At 62.4% G+C, this 24,598-nt stretch carries 27 protein-coding genes; 10 read left to right on the top strand and 17 right to left on the bottom strand.

Annotation, left to right across the window (positions count from 1 at the left end; all coding sequences use genetic code 11):
* Positions 1-183: 183 nt before the first annotated feature.
* The 7 genes from BACI9J_RS06265 to BACI9J_RS06235 form a co-directional block, all read right to left on the bottom strand.
* On the bottom strand, positions 184-1,140 hold the full coding sequence (locus tag BACI9J_RS06265; RefSeq protein WP_159733634.1) for an ABC transporter substrate-binding protein: 957 nt from the start codon (positions 1,138-1,140) through the stop codon (positions 184-186).
* A complete protein-coding gene (locus BACI9J_RS06260) occupies positions 1,137-1,880 on the bottom strand; it encodes an ABC transporter permease (RefSeq protein ID WP_159733633.1) in 744 nt (247 codons plus the stop codon). The genes BACI9J_RS06265 and BACI9J_RS06260 overlap by 4 nt, the downstream gene beginning before the upstream one ends.
* Positions 1,877-2,617: an ABC transporter permease gene (locus BACI9J_RS06255; protein WP_159733632.1), complete on the bottom strand. Its 741-nt coding sequence runs from the start codon at positions 2,615-2,617 to the stop codon at positions 1,877-1,879. The genes BACI9J_RS06260 and BACI9J_RS06255 overlap by 4 nt, the downstream gene beginning before the upstream one ends.
* Entirely contained in the window at positions 2,617-3,711 is a 1,095-nt protein-coding gene (locus BACI9J_RS06250; protein ID WP_159733631.1) for an ABC transporter ATP-binding protein, read from the bottom strand. The genes BACI9J_RS06255 and BACI9J_RS06250 overlap by 1 nt, the downstream gene beginning before the upstream one ends.
* Positions 3,712-3,865: 154 nt before the next feature.
* A complete protein-coding gene (rsgA, locus tag BACI9J_RS06245; protein WP_159733630.1) occupies positions 3,866-5,050 on the bottom strand; it encodes a ribosome small subunit-dependent GTPase A in 1,185 nt (394 codons plus the stop codon).
* 213 nt (positions 5,051-5,263) lie between these two features.
* Positions 5,264-5,716: an NUDIX hydrolase gene (locus BACI9J_RS06240; RefSeq protein WP_159733629.1), complete on the bottom strand. Its 453-nt coding sequence runs from the start codon at positions 5,714-5,716 to the stop codon at positions 5,264-5,266.
* Positions 5,717-5,747: 31 nt separating this feature from the next.
* Positions 5,748-7,544 carry a glycoside hydrolase family 35 protein gene (locus BACI9J_RS06235; protein ID WP_159733628.1) on the bottom strand — a complete coding sequence of 599 codons (1,797 nt, stop codon included), beginning with the start codon at positions 7,542-7,544 and terminating at the stop codon, positions 5,748-5,750.
* A gap of 50 nt (positions 7,545-7,594) precedes the next feature.
* Between BACI9J_RS06235 and BACI9J_RS06230 the strand changes: the two genes are divergently transcribed.
* Positions 7,595-8,626, top strand: coding sequence for a pirin family protein (locus tag BACI9J_RS06230; RefSeq protein ID WP_159733627.1), 1,032 nt, complete (start codon positions 7,595-7,597; stop codon positions 8,624-8,626).
* Positions 8,627-8,690: 64 nt separating this feature from the next.
* Here the strand turns inward: BACI9J_RS06230 and BACI9J_RS06225 are convergent, their stop codons facing one another.
* Positions 8,691-9,626: an N-acetylglucosamine kinase gene (locus BACI9J_RS06225; protein WP_159733626.1), complete on the bottom strand. Its 936-nt coding sequence runs from the start codon at positions 9,624-9,626 to the stop codon at positions 8,691-8,693.
* Positions 9,627-9,667: 41 nt separating this feature from the next.
* Here BACI9J_RS06225 and BACI9J_RS06220 point away from each other — a divergent pair, with 41 nt between their 5' ends.
* The gene (locus tag BACI9J_RS06220) at positions 9,668-10,699 is read left to right on the top strand and encodes a nitronate monooxygenase (RefSeq protein ID WP_201296520.1); all 1,032 of its coding nucleotides are present in this window, start codon (positions 9,668-9,670) and stop codon (positions 10,697-10,699) included.
* Here BACI9J_RS06220 and BACI9J_RS06215 read toward each other — a convergent pair.
* On the bottom strand, positions 10,674-11,681 hold the full coding sequence (locus BACI9J_RS06215) for a LysR family transcriptional regulator (RefSeq protein ID WP_159733624.1): 1,008 nt from the start codon (positions 11,679-11,681) through the stop codon (positions 10,674-10,676). The two genes, BACI9J_RS06220 and BACI9J_RS06215, sit on opposite strands and share 26 nt — an antisense overlap.
* Before the next feature lie 66 nt (positions 11,682-11,747).
* On the opposite strand from BACI9J_RS06215, the gene BACI9J_RS06210 reads away from it, so the two are divergent.
* The 3 genes from BACI9J_RS06210 to BACI9J_RS06200 are packed head-to-tail and all read left to right on the top strand — an operon-like array spanning position 11,748 to position 14,208.
* Positions 11,748-12,977, top strand: coding sequence for an MFS transporter (locus BACI9J_RS06210; RefSeq protein WP_159733623.1), 1,230 nt, complete (start codon positions 11,748-11,750; stop codon positions 12,975-12,977).
* Positions 12,978-13,008: 31 nt separating this feature from the next.
* Complete coding sequence (locus BACI9J_RS06205) at positions 13,009-13,662, top strand: TMEM175 family protein (RefSeq protein ID WP_159733622.1); 654 nt, start codon at positions 13,009-13,011, stop codon at positions 13,660-13,662.
* 39 nt (positions 13,663-13,701) lie between these two features.
* The gene (locus BACI9J_RS06200; protein ID WP_159733621.1) at positions 13,702-14,208 is read left to right on the top strand and encodes an Lrp/AsnC family transcriptional regulator; all 507 of its coding nucleotides are present in this window, start codon (positions 13,702-13,704) and stop codon (positions 14,206-14,208) included.
* Between the two features lie 19 nt (positions 14,209-14,227).
* Here the strand turns inward: BACI9J_RS06200 and BACI9J_RS06195 are convergent, their stop codons facing one another.
* A complete protein-coding gene (locus BACI9J_RS06195) occupies positions 14,228-15,463 on the bottom strand; it encodes an MFS transporter (RefSeq protein ID WP_159733620.1) in 1,236 nt (411 codons plus the stop codon).
* Positions 15,464-15,638: 175 nt separating this feature from the next.
* Here BACI9J_RS06195 and BACI9J_RS06190 point away from each other — a divergent pair, with 175 nt between their 5' ends.
* Genes BACI9J_RS06190 through zapE form a run of 4 tightly spaced genes read left to right on the top strand, consistent with a single transcriptional unit; the run spans position 15,639 to position 18,750 of the window.
* Positions 15,639-16,154, top strand: coding sequence for an Lrp/AsnC family transcriptional regulator (locus BACI9J_RS06190; RefSeq protein ID WP_159733619.1), 516 nt, complete (start codon positions 15,639-15,641; stop codon positions 16,152-16,154).
* 19 nt (positions 16,155-16,173) lie between these two features.
* Entirely contained in the window at positions 16,174-16,599 is a 426-nt protein-coding gene (locus BACI9J_RS06185; protein ID WP_159733618.1) for a DUF1761 domain-containing protein, read from the top strand.
* Positions 16,600-16,609: 10 nt separating this feature from the next.
* A complete protein-coding gene (corA, locus tag BACI9J_RS06180) occupies positions 16,610-17,605 on the top strand; it encodes a magnesium/cobalt transporter CorA (protein ID WP_159733617.1) in 996 nt (331 codons plus the stop codon).
* Entirely contained in the window at positions 17,602-18,750 is a 1,149-nt protein-coding gene (zapE, locus tag BACI9J_RS06175) for a cell division protein ZapE (RefSeq protein WP_236558513.1), read from the top strand. The genes corA and zapE overlap by 4 nt, the downstream gene beginning before the upstream one ends.
* A 38-nt stretch (positions 18,751-18,788) precedes the next feature.
* Here zapE and BACI9J_RS06170 read toward each other — a convergent pair whose 3' ends face one another.
* From BACI9J_RS06170 to arr, 7 genes are all read right to left on the bottom strand, one after another.
* Positions 18,789-19,319 (bottom strand): ferritin, encoded by a 531-nt coding sequence (locus tag BACI9J_RS06170; protein ID WP_141285964.1) that lies wholly within the window; start codon positions 19,317-19,319, stop codon positions 18,789-18,791.
* An 81-nt stretch (positions 19,320-19,400) separates the two neighbouring features.
* A complete protein-coding gene (crcB, locus tag BACI9J_RS06165; protein WP_159733616.1) occupies positions 19,401-19,772 on the bottom strand; it encodes a fluoride efflux transporter CrcB in 372 nt (123 codons plus the stop codon).
* Positions 19,769-20,209, bottom strand: a complete 441-nt coding sequence (locus BACI9J_RS06160; RefSeq protein WP_159733615.1) for a fluoride efflux transporter FluC — start codon at positions 20,207-20,209, stop codon at positions 19,769-19,771. The genes crcB and BACI9J_RS06160 overlap by 4 nt, the downstream gene beginning before the upstream one ends.
* On the bottom strand, positions 20,199-20,720 hold the full coding sequence (locus BACI9J_RS06155) for a universal stress protein (RefSeq protein WP_159733614.1): 522 nt from the start codon (positions 20,718-20,720) through the stop codon (positions 20,199-20,201). The genes BACI9J_RS06160 and BACI9J_RS06155 overlap by 11 nt, the downstream gene beginning before the upstream one ends.
* Before the next feature lie 28 nt (positions 20,721-20,748).
* Positions 20,749-22,452: an ABC1 kinase family protein gene (locus BACI9J_RS06150; protein WP_159733613.1), complete on the bottom strand. Its 1,704-nt coding sequence runs from the start codon at positions 22,450-22,452 to the stop codon at positions 20,749-20,751.
* A 5-nt stretch (positions 22,453-22,457) separates the two neighbouring features.
* Positions 22,458-22,994 carry a PadR family transcriptional regulator gene (locus BACI9J_RS06145; RefSeq protein WP_159733612.1) on the bottom strand — a complete coding sequence of 179 codons (537 nt, stop codon included), beginning with the start codon at positions 22,992-22,994 and terminating at the stop codon, positions 22,458-22,460.
* Between the two features lie 302 nt (positions 22,995-23,296).
* Positions 23,297-23,710: an NAD(+)--rifampin ADP-ribosyltransferase gene (gene arr / locus BACI9J_RS06140; protein ID WP_159736372.1), complete on the bottom strand. Its 414-nt coding sequence runs from the start codon at positions 23,708-23,710 to the stop codon at positions 23,297-23,299.
* Positions 23,711-23,935: 225 nt separating this feature from the next.
* Between arr and BACI9J_RS06135 the strand changes: the two genes are divergently transcribed.
* Entirely contained in the window at positions 23,936-24,544 is a 609-nt protein-coding gene (locus BACI9J_RS06135; protein WP_159733611.1) for a TasA family protein, read from the top strand.
* Positions 24,545-24,598 lie beyond the last annotated feature (54 nt).

Raw genomic sequence — 24,598 nt, 5'->3', positions numbered from 1 at the left:
CTACCCCTGAGCAGAGGGAGGTCGCCCAGGAACTCAACGGCCGCCCACGCAAAACGCTCGACTGGGATACCCCAGCCGAGCGTCTGCGTGATCTACTAATGACCACATAACACCAGCAGTGTTGCAACGACCACTAGAAACCGCCGGTCCGTCACCGCCGTCGTACGCGGTTTTGTTCAGGTGTTACTTGACGATGCCCTTGTCCTTCAGCCATGCGGCCGCTGCGTCCTTGGGTGCCTGCTTCTGGTCGCCGCTGACTGCCCGGTTGAGGTTGATGAGGTCCTCCGTGGTGAGGATCTTGGAGACGTTGTTCAGCGCTTCCTTGGCCTTGTCCGTCATCTTGGCTTCCTTGACCAACGGCAGGACCTGCTGTGCCTTGAAGTTGTTCTTCGGGTCTTCAAGGACTACCAGGTCATTGTCTGCGATGGACGGCGTGGTGGTGTAGATGTCCGCCACCTGGACTTTGTCCTCAAGGAGGGCCTGGAGCGTCAGGTTGCCACCGCCGTCGTTGAAGGGCTGCAGGCCCTTGAGCTCGCAACCGTAGTTGGCCTTCAATCCCGGGAAGCCGTAGGCACGGGTCTCGAAGGTTGCCGGTGCAGCCATGGTGAAGTCCTTGCAGACCTTGGCCAAGTCCTCGATGGACTTCAACTGGTACTTCTCGGCCGTGGCCTTGGTGACCACCATGGCATCCTTGGACTCCGCCTTGGCCGGCTCCAGGACTGCCAGGCCGTCCGGAAGCTTACCCGGGAGTGCCTTGTAAACGTCCTCGGCGGATACCTCGGTAGCTTCCGTGTCCACGTAGGACAGCAGGTTGCCGGAGTAGTCCGGAACGAGGTCAATGGAGCCGTCCTGGACAGCCTTGAAGTAAATCTCACGGGAGCCGATGTTGGGCTTGGAGGTTGCCGTGAGACCAGCGGCGTTGAGGGCTCCAACGTAGATCTCTGCGATGACCTGGCTCTCCGGGAAGTCAGCCGAACCAACCACCAGTGAGCCGCCACCGGCGGAACCGCTGGGCGCCGAAGTGGAAGGCGTGGCCAAGGGGCTGCCACCGCACGCGCTCAGTGCGAGGGCCACACCCACTCCGGCGGCGAGGCCGCCGAGACCACGGCGCGTAAGGGTCATGGGGACGGGGTTTTTCATGGTGTACCTCCTTGAACGGCAGCCCCGGCGGGAACCGGTGCTGTGAGATCGTCGGCTGCCTTCTGGCGGCCGATTGAGTCGAGGGTGAGTCCGGGCGAGATAACAAGCCTCTGCACACCGGCAAGAACCAGGTCCACGGCGATGGCGAGCCCGGCGATGAGCAGGGAACCACCCAGCATCCTGGGGAAATCCTGCAGCACCAGGCCGTCGAACAAGTACCGGCCCAGCCCGCCCAACGGGAGGTAGGCCACCACGGAGACTGTGGCGATGACCTGCAAAACTGCCGTGCGGATACCACCGAACATGACCTGCAAGCCGTTGGGTACTTCCACCCGGAAGAGGATTTGAAGTTCGGTCATGCCCATGGCCCTGGCGGCGTCAACCACGTTGGCGTCAACGCTGGAAATGCCGGCATAGGTCCCGGCGAGGAGCGGCGGCACAGTGAGGATGACCAGAGCCCAGACGGGCGGCATCAGGCCGCTACCGGCAAGCAACGCAAAGAGGACCAACAATCCGAGTGTGGGGAGGGCACGTAAAGCGCCGGCCACGGCAACCGCAACCACCCGGCCACGGCCGGTGTGCCCGATGTACAGGCCAATGGGCACTGCGATGGCCGCCGCGATGAGCAGGACCAGGCCGCTGTACTGCAGGTGCTCCAGCAATCGGGTGGGGATTCCCCCGGTTCCGGTCCAGTTCTTGGGGTTGGTCAACCATGCGATGGTTTCAGCAAAAATGTTCATGCGGACGCTCCCGGGTCCGGGCGCAGCGCCGCGTGCGGTGTGGCAGTTCCGGCCTTGGGCTCAGTGGCCAGCGCGTTGGCGTCCGGGCGCGGCGATTTTCCGCCTGCTGCCCGGGTCCACGGAGTCAACAGTCGCTCCAAAATCACCAGAACCGCATCCATCAACAGTGCCAGGACCAGAATCGCGATGATGCCCACCACAACTTCGGTAATGAACGTTCGCTGCAGGCCGTCAGTGAACAGGACACCCAGGTTGCCAACTCCCAGCAGGGCCGCCACGCTCACCAGGGAGATATTGCTGACCGACACCACGCGAAGTCCGGCGAACAGCACCGGCAAGGACAACGGAAGGTCCACCTGGAAGAAGCGGGCCAGGGGTTTGAAGCCCATGGCCACGGCAGCGTTCCTGAGGTCATCGTCCACGGAGTCGAAAGCATCCATCGCGGCGCGCACCAGCAGGGCCACCGCGTATATGGTCAGCGCCACCACCACGTTCAGCGGATCCAGGATCCTAGTGCCAAGGATGGTGGGAAGAATAATGAACAGGGCCAGTGATGGAATGGTGTAGAGCAATGACGTGGCTGTGGCCACCACTGACCTCAGCACGCTGTTGCGTCTGGCCACCTGGGCCAAAGGAACCGAAATCAGCAGGCCCAGGATCATGGGGATGATGGCCAGCACCATGTGCTGGCCGGCCAACCCCAGAACCATGCCACTGTTGGCAAGGAACCACTCCATCAGGTGGCATCCTCCCTGTGGTGGCGGACTTCTTCGATCAGTGCCAGGACTTCCGGCGCCTTCAGGACTCCAGCCACCCGGCCGTCGTCGTCCACCGCAACGCCGAGGCCCGACGGCGACGACAACGCCGCATCCAACGCGCGCCGCAACGTATCTCCCTTGCGGAACAGTGAACCCCCGGGGATCAACCCGGCACCGTCACGCGGCGAGGACCAACCGAGCGGACGCGAATCGTCATCCACCACCAGGGCCCATTCCCCTGATTGGCGGCCTGCGTGCCGTCCATCGGAGGCATTCACCATGGTCACCGGGTGCAGGGTAACGGCGTCTGCCGGGTTGAAGGCAAGGTGCCGGAAACCGCGGTCCCGTCCCACAAAGGAAGCCACGAAGTCGTTGGCAGGTGCGCGAAGAATCTCTTCCGGGGCCGAGTACTGCGCAAGTTTGCCCCCGACGGCGAAGACCGCCACTTTGTCACCAAGAACAGTGGCTTCGTCGATGTCGTGGGTGACAAACACAATGGTTTTGGCCAGCTCCCGTTGCAGGCGCAGAAGTTCCTGCTGCAGTTCATCACGAACCACCGGGTCCACGGCACTGAAGGGTTCGTCCATCAGCAGCACCGGCGGATCAGCAGCGAGCGCGCGGGCAACCCCGACGCGCTGCTGCTGACCACCTGAGAGTTGGGACGGGTAACGCTTGCCCAGGACAGAAGCCAGCCCGACGACGTCGAGCAGTTCCGCCGCGCGTTTCCGAGCGGTGGCCTTGGGAACGCCGTTGAGCCGTGGAACCGTAGCGATGTTGTCCAGCACGGAACGGTGCGGCAGCAGTCCCGATGACTGCATGACGTACCCCATGGAGCGGCGTAGCTGGGCTGCTGGTACCTGTGAGACGTCTTCACCCGCAACAGTGATGGTGCCGCTGGTGGGCTCCACCATCCGGTTGATCATGCGCAGGGAAGTTGTTTTTCCGCAGCCCGACGGGCCGACGAACACCGTAATGGCACCTTTGTCGATGGACATGGTGAGCGCATCCACCGCCGGTTGCCCGCCTTGGTATTGCTTGGTGACGCTCTTGAACTCAATCATGGCTTCGGCCATACCAGGGCTTACCTATCTGTGGTGGAGAACATCGGTAGAGCCAGATGATCATATGCACTCTTATTACTTGGCTGCAAAGCAATCTTCACCCAGCGTAGCCAGCACCACCGAGGATGTCAGCGCCGCCACGAGTTCTGTAATGAATCGGCAATGTTCAGCGCTTGCGTCGCTTGCCACCCTTCCCCGCGCGGTCCTCGGCTTGATCGTGCCTGTATCGCTCAGCTGCACGCTGGCCCCGGTCCGCCGACATCACTTTTTGGTGCCATTCGCGCTGATACGCGCGACGCGCGGCCGCATCGTGTTTCCTGGCCAAAGCTGCCAGTTCGCGTTGCAGCTTCAGGTAGCTTGCCCAGCGCCTGGGATCAAGGGTTTCGCCGGCGAGCGCCTCTTGAACTGCGCATCCAGGTTCTGCCTGATGCGCGCAGTCGGCAAAGCGGCATCTGGAAAAAAGTTCCTCAAGATCGCCGAACATTTCCTCCATTCCCTCTTCTGCGTCGAAGAGTCCGAACCCGCGGACTCCCGGCGTGTCCATCAGCACCGCGCCACCGGTCAAGGGCACCAGCTCCCTGGAGGTGGTGGTGTGTTTGCCCTTGCCGTCACCGGCCCGCACCGCGCCCGTCTGTTGGACGTCCCGCCCCGCGAGGGCATTAATGAGCGTTGATTTCCCGGCACCGGAAGGACCCAGCAACACCAGCGTTGCACCTTGGGGAATGTGCTGCATCAGTTCCTCGAGGCCGTCACCCTGCTCCGCGGAGGTGGTGACAACATCCACGCCTGCGGCTTGCAGGATCACCTCCCCCACAACGTCGTCCGCGAGGTGGGCGAGGTCGGCTTTGGTGATGACCACTAGTGGAGTAGCACCGGAATCCCACGCAGCCACCAACGTCCGTTCAAGCCGGTTGTGGGTCAGCGGACGGTCCACGGGGACCACTACAGCAACAATGTCGATGTTGCTGCCGAGGATCTGCTCCTCCGAAGAGGCTTCGAACGCGCGCTTACGGCTGAGCGCTGAATGCCGTGGAAGGACCTCGACGACGGCGGGTTCACCCGCGTTGTTGTGGCCGAGCCACACCCAGTCCCCTGTGGCCGGCAGAACGCCGCTAAGTGGATAAGGCAGATGCAGGAGACCTCCGGCAGAGGCCACGAGAACCCGGTTCCGGTCCAAGCGCACTACCCTGCCCGGAACAGCAGATTCCTGGGAATCAGGTGCAGGGTTGGCACGGAAAAGTGCTGCGGTTGTATCGGTGAAGCCGTACTCGACGGGCCCCGGTAAAGAGTCAGCGGAAAGTTGTTTGGTGGTACTGATAAACGGGTCGCTTGTTGAAGCGTGAGTGTTCAATGAAATGCCTCTGATGAGGCCCGGCCGCCTAGTTTTGGCAGGCGGATGCCGGGACAGGAATGGTGGGCTGATGACGGCGCGCCGCAACTGAGTGCGGGGCGCGCAAGATCGCTGCAATCATCAAAATCCACCTCCTCGGCATCCAAGGCCGGCAACAGGAGAGCCGGCAACGATGTTCAGCCTAGCCAAGATGGGGTCTCCTTGGCTAGGGCTTTAGCTCAGCTTTCCATCGGCGGGCCGCTCCCGGTGCAAGCGGAGTGCCGTGTCCACCAAGGACACCCGGTTGAGTTTTTCTATGTCCTTGAGAGGGATCCATGCCGCGTGGGTGGTGCTGCCGTCCACCTCGTGGGTCAGTTCGCCGCCCACCACGGTGGCCTCGTAGACCAGTCGGAGGGCCTGAAAGTCCTTGTCCGAACCATCGGATCGGGCCTCGCCGGGCCAGTGTCCGACGTCGATTCCCAGCATGCGTTCAATCTGCGCTTCGTATCCGGTTTCCTCGTAGACCTCCCGCCTGCAGCCATCCACTGGATGTTCAGCCAGGTCCAAGCCCCCGCCCGGTAGTGTCCAGCCTTCCTTGCCGTCCTGCTTCCAATACGCCATCAGGATCTTCTCCTCCTGGATAATCACGGCGTAGGCGGCTGGGCGGGTATCGAATTGGAGGGTCATGAAGTCAGCATAAATCCTCGCGCGCCGAAGGCTACGGAAGTTCGGCGGCCTCGATCGGACCGGCTTCTTCGGGTCCAAGATCCGGCTCTTCGCGGAGTTCGACGACGCTGCCGTGCTTCACGAGTTCCAGCACCTTGATACTGTTCCGGCCGGCGTTCAGCAGCGGCCCTGGTACGTAGAGAGTCACCTGCGGGCCCTTCTCCCAGTAGCGCCCCAGGAGGAAGCCGTTGAGCCAGACGAAGCCTTTTCCGGAATCGGGCAAGGCAAGGTAGGTGTCGGCCGGCTCGTCCACCTCAAATTCGGCTCCTGCCAAGGCTTCCAGGTCTTCAAGCTTCCAGTCGGCGAGCGCCACGGGGATCTGCGTCCAGTGGAAGGTGTAGCGCTGGTTGACCAGAACACCGCGCAGAATTCCCTTGCCGTGTCCCGTCAGGGGGCCGTAGTTGATGCGCCCCAGGTTCTCCACCAGGATTTCCAGCTTGGCGGCGACGCCTGTTCCCGTAACGGCGAGGCCCTCCGCTCCGGTGACGTCGTCCAGGACTCCGGCAAAGGTGCCGTCCACCCACACGTAGGCACGGTCGTTGAGCCCGGTGATCTTCAACCGGCTCTCTGTGGGAGCATCGGCGCGACCGGGAAGGATGGCCTCGGAAGTGTAGAGGACCATGCCGGCGTCGAGTCCCAGCTCTTCGAAGCCAAGTGGCTTGACACTGGTAATCGGCGTTCCGGCGGAGCGCACCAACTCCAACAGATCCGGACCATCGCTCAGAGGCAGGGACCGGGCGGGCAGCACGGGAGCGTCAACCAGCAATTCAGCGGGCAGACCGGGCAGCTCTTCGATTCCCTGCGCGCGGAAGAACTCCTTGCGGAAGGCATGAAACTTTGGCGTTAGTGCCCCGTTCTCTGCAATGGGCGCGTCGGAGTCGTAGCTGGTGACGGTCGGTTGCAACATGCTGCCATGGTGATTACTGCCGGAGGTCAAGCCAAAGTTGGTCCCGCCATGGGCCATGTAGACGCAGAGTGAACCTCCGAGGTCAAGCATTTTGCGCGCTTCCGATGCGGCGTCCTCTGCGTCCCGTCGGTGGTGGTGTTCGCCCCAGTGATCAAACCAGCCGCCCCAGAATTCAACGTTGAAGAACGGTTCACCCGGCCGGCGTCGCTGCCACGTGGCCACGGCTTCGTCACCCCGGCTTCCCAGCGTTGCCGTTGCCCAGGTTCCTTCTATGGAACCGCCGTCGAGGAAGTAGTCCGTGCCGCCGTCGGCCGTAAAAAGAAGCTCAGTGATGCCGCGGTCTTCCAGGACACGCCGGTTCCAGCGGATGTACTCATGGTCATCGCCATAACTGCCGTACTCATTTTCAATCTGTACGGCCGCCACCGGGCCGCCCGCAGACGCTTGCCGAGAGGCGAGAATCGGGAGGAGGTGATCGAACCACTCCTCGATTGCAGCGGTGAACAGCGGGTCCATGCAGCGCAGACCGATCCCGGGAATCCCGGTCAGCCAGGCCGGGAAGCCGCCGTTGTCCCACTCGGCGCAGATATACGGGCCGGGGCGGACGATGACATCCAGACCTTCCTGGCCGGCGAGGTCAATGAAGCGGCCCACGTCCCGCCAGCCGGTGAAGTCAGGCGCTTCATCGCGCTTAGGCTGGTGGAAGTTCCAGGCAACATAAGTGTCCACCGTGTTGGCACCCATCGCTTTGAGGCGACGCAGCCGGTCCTGCCACAGGGCCGGGTGAACACGGAAGTAGTGGATGGCCCCGGCGAGGATGCGATACGGTTCACCCGAACGGTAAAGGACAGCGTCGCGGTAGCTCAGGAGGGCGTTGTTCACGTGGAACAGATTAGCTCAATTTCCAACATTTATGCACAGGTGATGATCACATGACCAATCTTGATACTTCCCCCGCACAGGAAGTCTGCCCCGCGGCACCGGAAGGTCAAGGTCCCTGCGTCCAGCTCTGGCCCGAGCGCGAGGTTCCCCTGGGTGGCGTGCGCGCCATGAACGTGATGAGGACGCTGCCCCAACGGGGGCTGCCCACTGTGGGCGCGTGGTGCTTCCTGGATAGCTTCGGTCCGGACCGGGTTGCCATGAGCGTACTCCCCCACCCGCATTGCGGACTTCAAACCGTCACCTGGCCCCTGGAGGGCTCGGTCCGGCACCGCGACAGCGTGGGCAGCGATGTTGTGGTTCAGCCCGGTGAGCTGAACATCATGACAGCAGGCCACGGGATCTCCCACTCCGAGTTCTCGGTGCTTGCAGCCGGCCCCGAATCCGGGTCCGGTGCCTTGGTGGAAGAGATTCCCATGTCCCGGGGGCTCCAACTGTGGGTTGCCCTGCCGGATGAACACCGGCACCGTGCGCCGTCCTTTGAGCAGGTGAAGGACCTGCCGGTGGCAGTGGGCGAAGGCTTCAGGGCAACCGTGATGGTGGGAGAATTTGCCGGCCAACGCTCCCCCGCCACCATGTTCAGCCCCATTGTTGGGGCGGACATCACCGGCACAGGCTCCCTGGAACTGCCGTTGCGGCCGGACTTTGAACATGCCGTGCTGGTCCTGGACGGACACCTCGTGATCGATGACCAGGAGATCGAGGCCGGTCCGCTGGCCTACCTCGGCGCTGGAAGGTCCAGTCTTGCTGTCCACGCGCAGCCCGAAACCCGCTTCATGCTTTTGGGCGGGGAACCGTTCGGCGAAGACCTGCTCATGTGGTGGAACTTTGTGGGCAGGACGCACGAGGAAGTGGAAAAGGCGCGCGAGGAATGGGAAGCCGAGGGATTGCTCGACGACGCCGCTGCCGCCGCCTCACGCTTTGGCTTCGTTCCCGGCCATGGTCCCGACGCAGGGCCGGAAGCCGGACGCATACCCGCCCCGCCCCTGCCGGGAGTGAAGTTGCGCCCACGAACCCGCGGCTGAGTTTTTGTACAGCTAATGCCCTCAAGAAGCGTTTTAGGGGGCATTGGCTGTACAAAAACTCCCGCTAGGCCTGCTGCTCCGCCACTAGCCGCGGGACTCCGAACACCGGATCCTGCTGAAGAATGCGCACATCAGTGATGCCGTTTTCGGCCAGCTTTGCTTTGAACGCTTCCTGAAGCCGCGGGACGTTCATGCCAAGTCCGCTCCCAAGGATCACCGGACCCTCGAGGCCCAGTTGGCGAACGGCCTGTTCGGCAAGGTCCGCAAGGTCGCGGCCCGCTTGCTCCACCAACGCCATACTGGTTCCGTCGCCGGCGTCGGCCGCTTCCACCACCAGCCGGGCCTGCTGCGCCCAATAACGGCGGCCGGTGTCCGGTGAATGGAACAGTGCAATGAGTTTGCCGGGTTCTTCCACTCCAACCGAGTCCAGCAGGGCACGGCTGAGCTGGTCGGGCTCCAAGCCTTGGTTCATCCGCCGCAAACTGTGACGGACAGCCTCGCGCCCAAGCCAGTAGCCGCTTCCTTCGTCGCCCAGCAGATAGCCCCATCCGCCCGCCCGGGCTTCCTCGCCGGCCTCATTCTTGCCCCATGCTGCCGAGCCGGTACCGGCGATCACTGCCACACCCGTACTCGCTCCCCCGGCTGCCAGCAGCAGGCGGGAATCGTGCACCACAGTGATGCGCGCGCCCGGCGCCTGGGGAGCGATCAAATCGGCGAGCGCCCGGGCATCTTCGTCGGTGTCGATACCGCCAGCACCGGCGTACACCTGATCTATGTGGCCGCCACCGATTTTTCCGAACAGCTCAGCGAGGTTCGCCGCAGCTTGTTCGCGGCTGACGTTCTGGACATTGGAGCTGCCCGCGCTCTCATCGCGAACCGGAGATCCGTTGTGGAAACGCACGCCGCGCGTTTTGGTCCCCCCGATGTCCAGCCCTATGACGGTGCCGCTCACGGGCTCCGGCTGGGCGTGGGAATGCTGGGCAGAGTCAGGATTGTTCACCGTGAAAGACTAGCTTGGAGCGTCAAGAGGAGAAACCGCACATGCCTGATTCCTTGTTTGGTACACCGTTTATTGCAGCTCCCATGGCCGGAGGAACGTCCACGCCGGCGTTGGTGAAGGCAGTTCATAAGGGCGGCGGGCTGGGTTTCATAGCTGCCGGCTACAAGAGCGCCGAAGCCATGACTGCCGAGATCGCTGCCACCCGGCAACTCAATATTCCGTTTGGCATGAATGTGTTTGTACCGGATCCGCGTCAGCTGCCGCCCGGCCCTGAAGACCGAGCCCTCATTAAGGCCTATCGGAAAGAATTGGAACCTGAGGCAGCCCGGTACGGTGTGACGCTTCCTCCCCTTCGGCTCGATGACGACGACGCATGGCAGGACAAGATCGACGCCCTGCTGGCAGATCCCGTGGACTTTGTGAGCTTCGCCTTTGGCCTGCCTGGTAAGCCGGTGATCCATGCCCTGCACAAGGCAGGCAGCCGGGTCATTTCCAGTGTCACCAGCGTCGAAGAAGCCCTTGCTGCTGCGGAGGAGGGCCCTGACGCCATCGCAGTGCAGCATGGCTCGGCAGGCGGCCACACGGCAGCTTTCCTGCCCGGCAGGAGAGGACAAGCAGCCCGGACGACGGCGGAGCTGGTGGCCCAGGTGCGTAACGCCGTCGGACTTCCGGTCATCGCGGCAGGCGCCATCACCGATAGCGCCGCCCTGCGTGAAGTGCTGGCAGCGGGCGCGGTGGCAGCGCAGGTGGGTACCGCTTTGGTTCGCACGGAGGAGAGCGGTGCACGGCAACTGCACAAGGATGCGCTAGGCGATCCATCGTTCAAAGAAACTGCCATGACCCGGGCGTTCACGGGACGGTGGGCGCGTTCACTGGTCAATGAATTCGTCCGGGATCACGGGGACGCGCCCGAGGGCTATCCCGCCATCCACCACCTCACCAGCCCTGTCCGGGCTGCAGCATCTGCAGCCGGCGATCCCCACCGCCTCAACTTATGGGCCGGGACAGGCTGGAAGCAGGCACGGGAAGGATCCGCTGCGGATGTGGTCAGGGAGTTCCTGAACGGGCTCTGACAAGTTCGGCGAGCAACTCACCGCCCTCCTCGGTAACCAGTTCACGGAATAGCCTGACGGCGTCAGGCTCGAAGCTTCGCTCCCGCCAGGCGATACCGATCTGCCGGAACGCCAGGTCTGATTCGATGGCCACTTCAACCAGCCCAAGCTCGGCCTCCGGAAGATACTGGCCTGTTCCCGAGCCGGGCCCTGCCGGCGGAAGTATGCTGAACCCCAGCCCGGCGGAGGCCAAGCCGCGGGCCGAGGTGGACTCCTGAACTTCAAAGGCAATGCGGGGACGGAAGCCGGCTTCCCGCAGTAGCGCCTCCCCGAGCGCCCTCAGTCCTACTCCTTCGGGAAGGGTGATGTAGGGGTCGTGCCGAAGCTCGGAAAGGTGAACACTGGATCGTTGCGCCAAGGGATGGAGGTAGTGGAGCACTGCCCGGAGGGGCTCGCGGTACAGCGGCATGGCGTGAATGCCACGCCCCTCCGAAGCGATGGGTGCCGTCAAGGCGAAGTCCATGTCCCCGTTGGCAAGCTGCGTCAAGCAATCGTCCCGCGGGCCCTGCCAGAGATCGAAAACAGCGTGCGGGTGGCGGCCTCGAAAGGCGCTGATGAGCAAAGGCAGCGTCGCTTCACCAAAGGTGTGTTGGAAGGAAACCCCGATCCGCCCCCGCACCACGTCCGATTCGTGCCGAACCCTGTCCAGCCCGGCTTGGAAATCCTGGAGAGCTGACTCGATGTAAGGCAGCAGGGTCCTGGCAGCGGGGGTCAGCCGGATTCCCCGGCCATCCCGGATCAGCAGGTCCATTCCCACTATTGAACTCGCCCTGGCCACTGCCCGGCTCACCGTTGACTGCGGGACACCGAGGATTTCCGCGGTTTCCGTCATGTGTTCCGTGCGGCCAAGCTCTGCAAGGACGGGCAACAGCGGGAGAAGCTGAATGAGTTGCTGATGATCCGGCTCCACTGCAGTCCTCCGCTGGCCCGTTGATTGATGCATTTCTGCATCAATCCTAGATGACCAATGCATTGGAACAAGGAGTTGGGTCCGGCCTAATCTGGCTCGGTGAGCAAAGCAACTTCCGTGGCCTGCACTGAATCCTGGGACGGTCACCCCAAAGGATCCCGCGGCTATAGCCGTGTCCTGGCCGCCTTGGCCCTGGCCGGCGTCGCCACCTTCGCCCAGTTGTACTCCACGCAGGCCGTGCTTCCCCTCATGGCCTCTGAGCTGCAGATCACCGCAGCCGAAGCCGCATTGAGCATTTCCCTCGCCACGGTGGGCCTTGCCGCCACCGTACTTCCATGGTCGTTCCTCGCGGACAGGATTGGCCGGGTCCGTGCCATGACAATCGGCATCGCCACTGCCACGCTGATGGGATTGCTGGTGCCCCTGGCACCCACCGTACCGGTGTTGCTGGGACTGCGGACGTTGGAAGGCATGGCGTTGGGCGGCATCCCTGCGATCGCCATCGCGTATCTCAATGAGGAAGTCACCAAGGTCCACACAGCCCTGGCAGCCGGCACCTACGTTGCAGGTACCACCTTGGGCGGTTTGGCCGGCCGCTTGGTAGCCGGGCCCGTTGGAGAACTTTGGGGATGGCGTGCCGCAGCCTTGGCGGTATCCCTGTTGGCAACCGTTGCGGCCGTGTTGTTCCTGGTGATTGTTCCCAAGCAACGCCGGTTCAGTCCGTCCCCCGCCATGGGATTCCGCGGTGCCCTCCGAACGCTCGGCGGGCACGCCGGGAATCCCAAACTACTATCGCTGTACCTCCAGGCTTTCCTGCTCATGGGCGGGTTTGTGGCCGTCTATAACTACCTGGGCTTCCGTTTGCATTCAGAACCCTTTGGGCTTCCTGCCACTATTGTCAGCCTCATCTTCCTGGCCTACTTGTCCGGGACGGTCAGTTCGCGTTGGGCCGCGGGACTGACCACCCGGTTCGGCCGGAGAAACGTCCTGGTGGCGGGCATCGCCATCATGTCGGCTGGTTTGGCCATGACCCTGGTGGAGAACCTGGCAGCCGTCTTGGCCGGGCTGGTGATCTTCACCGGCGGCTTCTTCGCCGCCCACAGCGTTGGTTCCGGATGGACCGGGGCCATCGCCACTACCGGCAGGGCGCAGGCAGCATCCCTTTACAACCTGTCCTACTACCTGGGTTCCAGCGTGATCGGTTGGGCTGGCGGCCTCGCCTTTCAAGCATTTGGATGGCCGGCTTTGGCATTGAGCGTGATTGCACTCTCATGCACGACGGCGGCCGTCACCTTGGTAGTTCACCGCCCGCCGCGCTACTCCCGCTGATTTCACCCCCGCTGCCCCTACAATCGGAGGCATGACACAGGTCACAAGAGCCCGGGAATTGTCGCCCCCGGAACGTGTGCAGCCGTTCACGGACGCAGTGGTGGCGATCGCCCTGACGCTGTTGATCCTGCCTCTGATGGACAGCGTGGGTGAACTGGCTGACCATGACGGCACTACCGCCCAGTGGTTGGCCGAGGAGCAGTTTGCCCTGCTCGGTTTCGGTTTGAGCTTTGTCCTCATCGCCGTGTTCTGGGTTCACCACCACAAAATTTTCCGCAGCGTCAAACGCGTGGACCCGGGCTTGCTGTGGTTGACGGTGGCATGGATGTTCACCATTGTGGTGATGCCTGTGGCTACATCGCTTTCCACCCAGATGGAGTCTGACTGGGCTCAGCCCCTGGTCTACATAGGAACCTTGTTCGCCACCAGCCTGATGCTTCTCCTCACCCGCACTTATCTGCGGTCCCACCCGGACCTCCATGACATGGCTGAGGGTGAGGCCGTGATGGGCATCCGGGCGAGTGGGATTGTTTCCGGACTCTTCCTCGCGGCGCTGGTCCTGGCAGTTGCCATTCCCGGGGCAGGAAACTGGCCCCTGCTGTTGATGCTGCTCAGTGAGGCGCTACAACGACTGGACCGGGCACGGATTCGCCGGGCATCCGCCCAAGAGGATCTGAAGAATTGACCGCCTAAGATGGATAAAAGGCAATTTTCAGGAGGATCCGTGAGCAACCCCACGAAGAATGTTCGGCTAGGCACCGGCAGCGCAGAGCCACTGGACGCGATTGATGAACGGATTCTCGCAGCGTTGGTGGACGACGCCCGCATTTCCAACAAGCAGCTGGCGGAACTGGTGGGGATCGCACCGTCTACGGCCCTCATGCGCACCAGGGCGCTCTCTGAACGCGGAATCATTGAGGGCTTTGAAGCAGTCTTGAGCCTGCCGGCAATCGGCCGCTCCGTTCAGGCTCTCATCGCTGTCCGCCTGCGCGCCCATGACCGCGACCAGATCGACCGCTTCACCGCGCGCGTCCCCAAGCTTCCGGCGGTCATTTCCACGTTTCACACCACAGGTTCGGTGGACTATCTACTCCACATTGCCGTCGCTAATACGGACGACCTCCGCAACTGGCTCCTGGACAACCTCGCCACCGACCCCGTGGTGGGCCACACGGAAACCACCATGGTCTTCCAGCACATTCCCGGCAACCGCGGACCGTTGCCCGAATAAACCCGGGAATCGAGCCAACCTAGGAATCCAGGGCACCCCGGAGGGCCACTGCCGCGAGCGCCAAGGCTGCAACACCGCACAAGGCGGTGAAAACCACGACGGCGGTCTGCAGACCGAGTGCCGTCACCGCCAGTCCCAGTCCAATCACCGGAACGGCACTGCCGAGGTAGGTGATGACGTACACGGTGCTGATAACTTGGGCGTGCCGTGCGGCTTCCACCTTTCCGGCTACCTCGTTGAAGACCTGCCGGAAGGCGATCCCTTGGCCTGCCCCGGCCGTAATGCTGGCCGCCACCAGGAGCCATGGACTGGACCACGCCGCGGCGGCTCCTACCAGAACCACCGAGGCGCCCAGGACGGCAAGTGCCACAGGAACAACGAAGCGTCCGCGGGCACCCAGCAGCTGGCTCAAGGCTGAAGCTCCCAGGGTTACCCCGGCAAGCAAGCCGATCAAGGGCCTGGAATCGGCGTGGACTACCGTGGCGAAATAACCGGGCGCCAACGACAGGCAAAAGCCGAACACCGCGAAGCTGAGGAACCCGGTGGAGGCAGCCATCCAGAACGCTCCCCGCGCATCACGGGAAATGGACGGCTTCCTTGGGGCAAGGACCTTAAGGGGCTTGGGTCCTGCCGCCGGAGCGATGGCAGGCCTGGCTTTGAGGAGCCACAGAGGTACCAAGGCGACCAGCAACACCGCCGCATGGATGTAGTAGGGGGTGCGCGTAGGGTCCGGCAGAAGTGACAAAAGGCCGCCGATTGCAGGGCCCGCGGCTACACCTCCTGCCGAGGAAAGCAACGTGAAGCGGGAGGCCCAATCGGGCCGCTGGGGAAGCAGTTCGCGCAGCGCCGCGGAACTGGCTCCGGTGGCGAGTCCCACCGCTACACCTTGCAGCGCCCTCCCCAAGGACAACGTGAGCAGCGAGTCCGCGTTCGCGAAGATCACTCCGCCTACCAAACCGACCAGCACAGCCAGTACCAGCGCTGCCCTTCGCCCGATGTGGTCCGACCAATGACCAGCCACCATGAGAACCGCTACCAAGGCAAGGACGTAGCTGGAGAACGCAACAGTGACGCCCAGCGAGGACATCCCAAGCCTGGCTTGGAGCAAGGGATACAAGGGCGTGGCGAGGTTCGCGCCAACCAGCAACGTAAAGATCACAACGCCGGCCAGGACCAGCCGGGCAGTGGTGGAGGCATCCCATCCCCAGCGTTCGGCGGTAGCCGGACGCATGCGGAGTTCGCTCAAGACAGTCATTTCATTGCCTTCGGGCTCGGTGGCCGGGCTGTTGGTTTTCCTTGTGGGAAGAGCAAACCCGGCTAACTATTGATGGCAACAGACTGCACCAGCACTAATCCAAAAGGTCTATAGAGATGCAACAATTGAGCAAAATAATCAAACTACTGCGAGCCAAGTGATCTGGAGTGACCATTTGAACACCCTTGACCCCATGGACTTGAAAATCCTCCTGGAACTCATCAAGGATCCGCGTATCCAGATAGCCGAGTTGAGCGACGCCCTGGGCATAGCCCGCAACACCGCTCAAAGCAGGGTCAAGCGCCTTCTTAGGTCCGGTGTGCTTCATGCAGCGGGGCGTGAAGTGGACCTCGAAAAGGTGGGGTACGACGTCGTCGCTTTCGTCACCATTGAAGTCACCCACCGGGAACTCGACGGCGTTATTGGCGCCTTGCGCCTGATCCCCCAAGTGTTGGAGGTCCACGAGATTTCCGGTCGCGGTGACCTGTGGTGCCGGGTAGTAGCAACGGACACCCACAATTTGCAGTCAGCCTTGCGCTCGGTGCTCCGAACCAAGGGAGTCATCAGGACCGAAACCGTCCTGGCCCTGCACACCCACATTCCCTACCGCACTGAGCCCCTTGTCGGCAGAATGGCGGCAGCACCAACACGGTCCAGGCAAGAGGGCCGGAGCACCGGGTCAGAGGCTTGAACGCACTAGGATTTTAGTCATGGATTGGCTCTCACACATCTCCCAGATCAACTGGTTCGCCGTACTATTGGCTTTCGTTTCAAGCATGGTGATCGGCTTCGTCTGGTACATGCCGGCCGTTCTCGGCCGCAGGTGGATGCAGGCGATCGGCAAAACAGAAGAGGACCTCAAGAACATTGAAGGCGGTCCAGGCATTTGGGTCCCCATGATGGTGGCCGCGGCCGTAACCAGCATTCTCCTGGCGGTCCTCATCAGCGCCCTGGACCTCAATACTCTTGTTGCCGGCGGTTTCTTTGCACTGATCCTTGCTCTGGTATTCCGGGCCGGCGGCCATGTCATCCACAACGGCTTCGCCGGGCGGCCAGCTGCAGTAACCGTCATCGACTCCGGCCATGACCTTGTGGCTATGACCATTGCGGGCGCGATCATCGGAGCCATGCAGTAGCGTTCAACCAGTGACCATCATCGATAACGCCGTATATGTAGACGGCGTCCGCACCGCCACCCCTCACAACCTCGAGCAGACCTTTGAGATGCTCGCGGAGCACGGCGGCATGGCTTGGATCGGACTGTACCGTCCCACCAAGGACGAGATGGCTGCCGTTGCCCAGGAATTCGGACTTCACGAACTCGCCGTGGAGGACGCCGTTTCAGCGCACCAGCGTCCAAAGTTGGAGCGCTACGACCACAACCTCTTCACAGTTCTCCGTCCGGCCCGGTACTTGGACGAGACCGAAACGGTGGAGTTCGGCGAGCTCCACGTTTTCACCGGACCGAACTTTGTGGTGACCATCCGGCACGCCGAAACCGGTGGGGTGGCCCGGGTCCGCCACCGGCTTGAGACGCGCCCCGACCTCCTCTGCCATGGGCCTGAGGCCGTGCTCTACGCTCTCCTGGACCAAGTGGTGGATGATTACGCCCCCGTGGTGGCAGGCCTCGAAAACGACATCGATGAAATCGAAGACCAGCTTTTCAGCGGCGACAGCACTGTGTCGCGTCGCATTTACGAGCTCGCCCGTGAAGTAATCCAGTTCCAGCGGGCTATCCAGCCACTGCCGGACATGATGGCACTTCTGGAAAAGGGGTTCGAAAAGTACGGCGTGGATATTGAACTGCAGCGCTCCCTCCGCGACGTCGAGGACCACGTGCAGCGCGTCATCTCCCGTGTGAACTCCTTCCGGGACCTGTTGCAGAACGCCCTGACCCTGGATGGCACCTTGACGGCAAACCGCCAGAACGAGGCCAGCGCTGCGCAAAACGAGCAGGTCAAGAAGATCTCCTCATGGGCTGCCATCCTCTTCGCACCCTCCTTCGTGGCGGGCGTCTACGGCATGAACTTCGACCATATGCCTGAGCTGCACTGGGACTTCGGTTATCCCCTCGCGGTGGGGCTGATGTTCGGCGCAGCACTGCTGATGTACCTCATTTTCAAGCGCAAAGGCTGGCTGTGACGCCCTCCTTGGGACGTCCTCGAGGCCAGCATGACACCGCACGCACCTTGCTTGCGGGCATAGTGCGCGACGCCGGAAGGTCAGGTTTTGAGCTTGAACCCAATCAGCGGTCAGCAGCTGAGCGGTTGGCCACTTTTGGTGCCCAAGTGACGGGCCGCCGTCGGGCGCTTCCCGGAAAGCGGCCACGAAGCCTTTACCTTCACGGACCTGTAGGCCGTGGAAAAACGTGGCTGATGGACGCTTTCTACGGAAGGCTTGAAGCTCGGAAACGGCGTGTCCACTTCCACGATTTTTTCCGCAGTCTTCACGGCGGCCTCCACGGGATGGAGTCCGGCAACGGTACAGCGATCCAGAGGTCTGTGGACGCCTTGCTGGACGGCGTCGACGTGTTGTTCTTTGACGAGTTCCACGTCCACGACATCGGCGACGGCATGTTCATCTCGCGCCTGCTACGAACTGCGGCGCAGCGCCGTGTTTCCATGGTGGTCACCTCAAACTACGCGCCTGAGGACTTACTGCCCAATCCCCTGTGGCATGACCACTTCCTGCCAACCATTGAGGCCATCAAGGACATGATGGATGTGGTGGAGATCAACGGCGCCTCGGATTTTCGTCGCTACCCGGCAGCGGGAACCCGTCCTGCCACGGCTACCGGAGCATTCCGCTCAGGACGCATCATCTCCCCCGGTACACCCGGACAATTAGGACGCCTCGGCCTCTTCAGGCCAACACCATCCCAAAGCCGTGTCCTGCAGCCCACAACCCAGCCGATCGTGGTCAAGAACTCGGACCCTGACCTTCTCTGGGTAAGTTATGAGGAACTGTGCGGCGGGCTGACCTCCACCTCGGACTTCCTGTCCCTGGCCGAGACGTTCCGGACCTGGGTCATTGACGACGTCCCGTCGCCAAGTGAAGGGGATGCCGCTACCGCCCCGGCGTGGCAGCGGTTCAGCAACGTGGTGGATGTGCTCTACGACCAAGACGTCACCTTGTTCCTGATCGGCTCCGCCCCCCTTGACTGGGACATTGAGGCGGGCGGGAGCGTTTTGCCTGTGGATCTCGCGCGCATCGCCAGCCGTTTATCCCTGCTGGGCCGATCCCATCAGGACGAACCATTGGAACGCGAAGAAGCCGCTGGAAGCTGAGCTTCGAGCGGCTTCTTCAAGCAAGTACCCCGGGCCAGTTAGATGACGCCGCCGGCGGCGGACGGAGCGCTGGTGTCGTTTCCGCCGTCACCTACGGTCTCGCGGGCTACGTAATTCTCGATGTCGAAGAGGTTCTCGGCACGTTCAGTAATGTTCAGCAGCGTGGTCATGGAGGCAACTTCCTCAACCTGCTCCTTCAGGAACCACAGCATGAACTGCTCACCCAGGGCGTCACCTTCTGCACGGGCAACGCGGAACATCTCCTCGATGTTGCGGGTGACTTCCTTTTCCTGCTCCAAGGCGAGCGCAATGGGTTCCTTGGCGTTGGTGAAGTTGTTGCGAACCGGAGCGATCCCCGGGATTTCCACGTGTACGTTACGGTCCAGCATGTACTGGACCATCATCATGGCGTGATTACGCTCTTCAAGGGACTGGCGATAGAAGTGACGCGCCAGCTGCGGCAGATCCTCGCCATCAAAGTACACAGCTACTGCAATGTATTGCTGGGAGGCCGCAAACTCATTGGCAACCTGGGCGGACAACAGCTCATTGAAAGTCTTCTTAGCCATGGCTCGATCCTACAGGCGGGCAATGACACTCAGACTGGTGAGCTTGGCCACTGCACACCTCAGGAACAGGTCAGCAGCGGGTCAGGGCAGCAACAGGCTGATGCCTACTCCGGAAGCTGCAGAAAGAACGCTGGCCGCCATGGACCCTAGGCCATTGATGAGCGCCAAACCCGTCCTTCCACTCTGGATGAGCCGGATGGTCTCCACGCTGGAAGTACTGAACGTGGTGTATCCGCCCAGAAAGCCCGTCCCGAGGATCAGGAACAGGGACCCGGACGCCTGGCCCCGCATCATCAGTCCAGCGAGGAACCCCAGAGCAAAGGAACCAGTGACATTGATCAGGATGGTTCCCCAGGGCAGTGCGGTCTTAATGCGCTGCCGGATCCAACCGTCCACCATGAACCTGACCGCTGCACCGACTCCCCCGGCGAGAGCAAGGAGTATGACCGTCACGAAGCTGGTCCGCTGACGCGCCGGTGCTGCCAAGCACCCAACCAGATGCCGGCAATTGTCGCCGCGGCTCCCCCGAACAAGCTTGCGGCCAGGTACCCGAAAGCTCCGGGCGCCGCATCCGCCGTGAACAGCCGGACAGCATCCACAGCGAGGGTGCTGTAGGTCGTATATGCCCCCAGGAACCCTGTTCCCAACGCCAGCCGCAAAACCCGGCGACTACCGACGTCGGGCCCTCTGCGGGAGAGTCCTTCCAACAACGCCCCAAGGGCCAATGCCCCTGACAAGTTGATGACCAAGGTAGGCAGTGGCCAGGCATCCGGCGCTGGTATCACCAGTCCAAGGCCGTAACGGGCAAGCGCTCCGAAGACGCCCCCGGCGGCCACTATGCCGATGAAGCCCCAGTGAAAGTGAACCGGCTTTCCTGCCTCAGTCGTCATCGTGATCGTCCCGGACCCGGGGGTTCACGGGGACAACGAGGACCGGCAGGTCCTGGCGATGCAACAAATGCCGGGCCACGGAACCTGCCGTCAGCTCTTTGAGCGCAGCAGTCAGCTTGTGCTCACGGGTTCCCACCACGATCATGGAGGCACCAATGGTTCCGGCTTGGCGGGCCAAGGCATGCGCGGGCTCTCCCGCAAGCGGTACTACGGACCACTCAACATCCATGCCGGCCAGTTGTTCGGCCAGGTCTTTTTCCAGTGCTTCCGGGATGCCTTGGGCTCCATCAACGCCATCGGGGTCGATCGGCGCCGCCGGCCCTCCGGTTGTTCCATCCATGGGATACACCGTGACATCGGAATAGGCGCAAACCAGCCGCAGGCCCGCACGAGCAGCAACCTGTGCTGCCTGCTCCACGACGATCGGCTGTTGCCCGGGCATCACTCCTACCAGGATAGGGCCGGACATCTTGCCGGCGGCCTCGGGATGGGGTTCGGGGGTCTCAGTCACAGCGCAATTCTACGACGACGGAAGTGGCTCACTGAGTGCCGCGTCCGGGCCAAAGACCATAGAGCAGCGGTAAGGCCGAGGCGATCATCACCACGTTGCCGAGCACCAGGTCATCGGATCGAACCACAGATCCAGCCACCAGCAGAGCTGCGAAGATCACTGCCGCCACAGCTCGCCGGACCAACACGATGAGCCGGGACATTTGCCGTTCCAGACGACGGTTGGATACTTGGAGCGTTCCGTCCTCGAACCGGGTCACCAGTCCGTCCAGTCGTTTCGGCAGACGCAAGGCGACAGCAGCGGCGTCGAACGCCTGCCCTGCGATGTCAGAGACGAGGTTGCCGCGTTCATCCCGAAGCAGCTGTGCTGCGTACGGTTCCACTGAGTCCCACAGGTTAAACCGGGCATCCAGCGAACTACACACCCCCGACGTCAGCGACATGGCGCGGATAATGAGCAGGAAATTCTCCGGCAGCTGGAACGGAAGCGACCTGATCACCGTGCCGAACTCCGCCCCGAAATCGCGGAACTCCCGCGGGTCCACTTCGCGAAGTTCAGCGAAGCCCATGCCGCCAAAACGGGAGAAGAGTTGCGTCATGGCCCGTTCCAACTCAGCCGTATCAGCCGAAGGCATCAGCACCCCCACATCGCTGATAGCGGCCACCAGGCCCTTTCCATCCCGCGACGCTGCCGCGATCAGGAGTTTGCGCAATCCGCTTCTGGTCTTCGCCGGAACCTCGCCCATCATCCCGAAATCGATGAACGTTAGTTTCCACGGGCGTTCCACCGACGTGGAATCAGGGGTGACAAAGATGTTGCCTGGATGCGGATCGGCGTGGAAGAAGCCTTTGGTGAACAACTGGTCAAACATCACCGACGCAAAAACGGGAGCAACCGACGCCGGATCAATCCCGGCCATGCGAAGCGACCCGGCATCAGTGATCTTGATTGCAGTGACATCTTCCAGAGTGAGCACCCGGCGTGTGGTCCGTTCCCAAACGACTCCCGGCACAGTCACCCGGTGGTCGTCCACGAAGTCAGCTGCAAAGCGCTCTGAATTTGCAGCCTCGTTAAGGTAGTCGATCTCCTCAAGACTGGTGTGTGCGAATTCCTTGATCAGGGCGGGCACGTCAGCGCGGTTCGAGACGATGCGGATGCGGCTGAGCCACCCTCCTACGCGTCGCAAAGCGGCCAGATCGACGTCCACGATCGTGTCGATGCCCGGCCGTTGTACTTTGAAAACCACGCTGCTCAGGCCGGTGTCTTCGGCTATGCCGGGCAGGAGTTTCGCCCGGTGCGCCTGTCCAAGGGATGCCGCGGCTATGGGCACCTCCTCGATCGAAGCGAACACGGATTCCAAGGGCGCTCCCAGCTCAGCTTCGGCGAGGGCCCTGATGGCGGGAAAGGGAACCGGCGGCACTTCGTCCTGAAGGCCCTCCAGTTCGGCCGTGATCTCAGGCGGAAGCACATCCAACCTGGAAGACATGAACTGACCCACTTTGATCATCAGGCCACCGAGCTCCACAGCAAGGCCATGGAATCGCCTGGCAAAACGCCGCATCCTTTGCGGGCGGTTGCGCTCAGTCAGTTTTCGCAGACCCACCCGAGGCAGGAACAGCTCGAACCACCACGTCATCAGCAAGTGCCATGCGGCAAACTTGAGGATTCGTCGATAGCGGGCACGGGCTTCCCCGGCCATGGGATCCGTCCGGTCGCGTCGAAGCGACGTCACTCCCTTCAGTCCTGGGCGAGGATCGAATACAGCCGGCGACGCGCCTCTTCCAGCACCGTCACAGCCTCCTGAACCTGCTTTGGGGTTCCGGTCCGCCCCACTTGGGCCGCCGCTTGGGCAAGCTCCACCCCCGCCTTGGGTAGTGCTGCGAAACCTGAAGTGTTTCCCGTGGATTCCCAGGGCGCCGCTGTTTCGGCGCTTGCAACATCCTCGCGGCCCGCCTCCGTGAGGGAGTAAATTTTGCGGCCGTTGGCTTCCTCTGTACTGACGAAACCCTCATCGGCCAGCAGCTGAAGGGTTGGGTATACCGACCCGGCGCTCGGCTTCCAGCTTCCACCGCTGCGCTCTTCGATTTCACGGATGATCTGATAGCCGTGCATGGGGCGCTCAGCCAGAAGAGCCAGAATGGCTGTCCTCAACTCACCTCGGCCGGCGCGGGTGCCGGAGCGCTTTTCAAACCGCGAGCGAAACTCCTCCACGGCCTGCCACATGCCGTCCAGGTTGTTTCCCATAAATCCGTTTGCAGGAAATGAGTTGTGCATCAGGTCCACCTCTGTATGTCGCGAACGATACTGAACGATAGTTAACGATATACATGCTTGGTCCCCAAAACAATGGCCACTCTGCGCAGGGCCGGACAGCACTTCTGGGTGATGCCGTCCGGCCCCTGCCGCGGATCCTGGGGCAGCTCCAGCGAACGAGGGGGGTCGTCGCCGGTGCGTGGATCCGCTGGATCCAGTAAAGGCTCCCCGCTTAGCGGGTGCACGAGTAGTGGGTACTCGACTTTTGTGGCTCCCGCGGCATGCACTACTTGTCCGCTCGGGAAGGAGCCGCCGACACATCCTTAGTTGATGATTTCTCCGCGTTCATCCGCGACGATTGCTGCGAGGCGTGCCCGCCATTCCTGCAGTGCTTCGGGAGTTAAGCGAATCCAGTCAGTAACCTCACCGATGACTTTCAGCGGGGCGCTGCTGCGAAACGAACGGGTGGGGTTGCCGGGAAATTTCTTATCCGTCACGTTCGGATCGTCCTCGAACGCAGCGGTGGGTTCAACGACGTAGACGCGCGGTTCACCGTCGCCGGCCGCGAGCTCGGCAGCCAAACCTGCGCCGTCCCGTAGGGCCGTGAAGTAGATGTGGTTCATCACCACTTCAGGACGGTAGTTCGATCTGAAGCCTGGTCTCAGGAGATCGCCGTCCCTGAGATCGGCCTTCGTCCCGTGATAGAAGGGACCTTCGTCCAGCGGTTGATTTACCAGAGGCTGACTCACGGTTACAGCCTACTTCCAGGCTCAAGGAACTTCGTGAGCCAGGGCCGGATTCCTGCGCTGCGGGAGTCTTGAGGTTTTCCTGAGGAAGTGTTGACCGTTCACAGGATTCCTTCTTGATCCGGGCCCGGCACAGTAGTTCTTGTCAGCCAGAGAGGCTGGAAAATGAACGGCCGGCCGGTCTCACGGTGGCCTCCCGAAAGGAAACTGATTCCCATGGCCATCAGCCTCAAAACCACCTCCGGCAAGATCCTCGCCTCCGTCGCACTGGTAGGCACCGCAGCCGCCGTCGCCGGCATGGGCACCTACGGCGCGTTCACCTCCTCCACCTCCGCCTCCCAAGCCGTCACCGCAGGCACCGTCGCCATCGCCCTGGGCGCCCCCGGACCGGCCAACACCCTCAACGTCCCCATCGCAGGAATGCTGCCCGGAGACAAAGTCGAAAAACTCGTCACCCTGGCCAATACCGGCAACTCGGACCTGAACAACGTCACCCTCACCACCTCCGCCGGCGCCACCGCCTCCCTGCTCACCACAGACGCCACCAACGGCCTGCAACTGACCATCGAAAACTGCTCCGTAGCCTGGACCGGCGCCACCGCACCCTACAACTGCGCCGGCACCCGAAGCACCGTCCTGGCCTCCGGCCCCGTCATCGCAGCGAACAAGGCCCTGAACAACCTCACCTCGTTGACCTCGGCCAAAACCGACAACCTCAAAATCACCACCGCGTTCCCCACCACCGCAGACAACACCTTCCAAGGCGCCACCTCCACCATCGCCTTCGCCTTCACCGGCACCCAACGCACCGAAACCACCAAGTAAGCACCACCACCAGCCCCGCCGGGCCTGGTCGGGCGCCCCCCCTGCCCGATCAGG

The organism is Arthrobacter sp. 9V (assembly GCF_902506065.1).
Lineage (GTDB): Bacteria > Actinomycetota > Actinomycetes > Actinomycetales > Micrococcaceae > Arthrobacter.
Note: the sequence above shows the minus strand (reverse complement) of the source record. Positions and strands in the feature narration are given on the sequence as shown.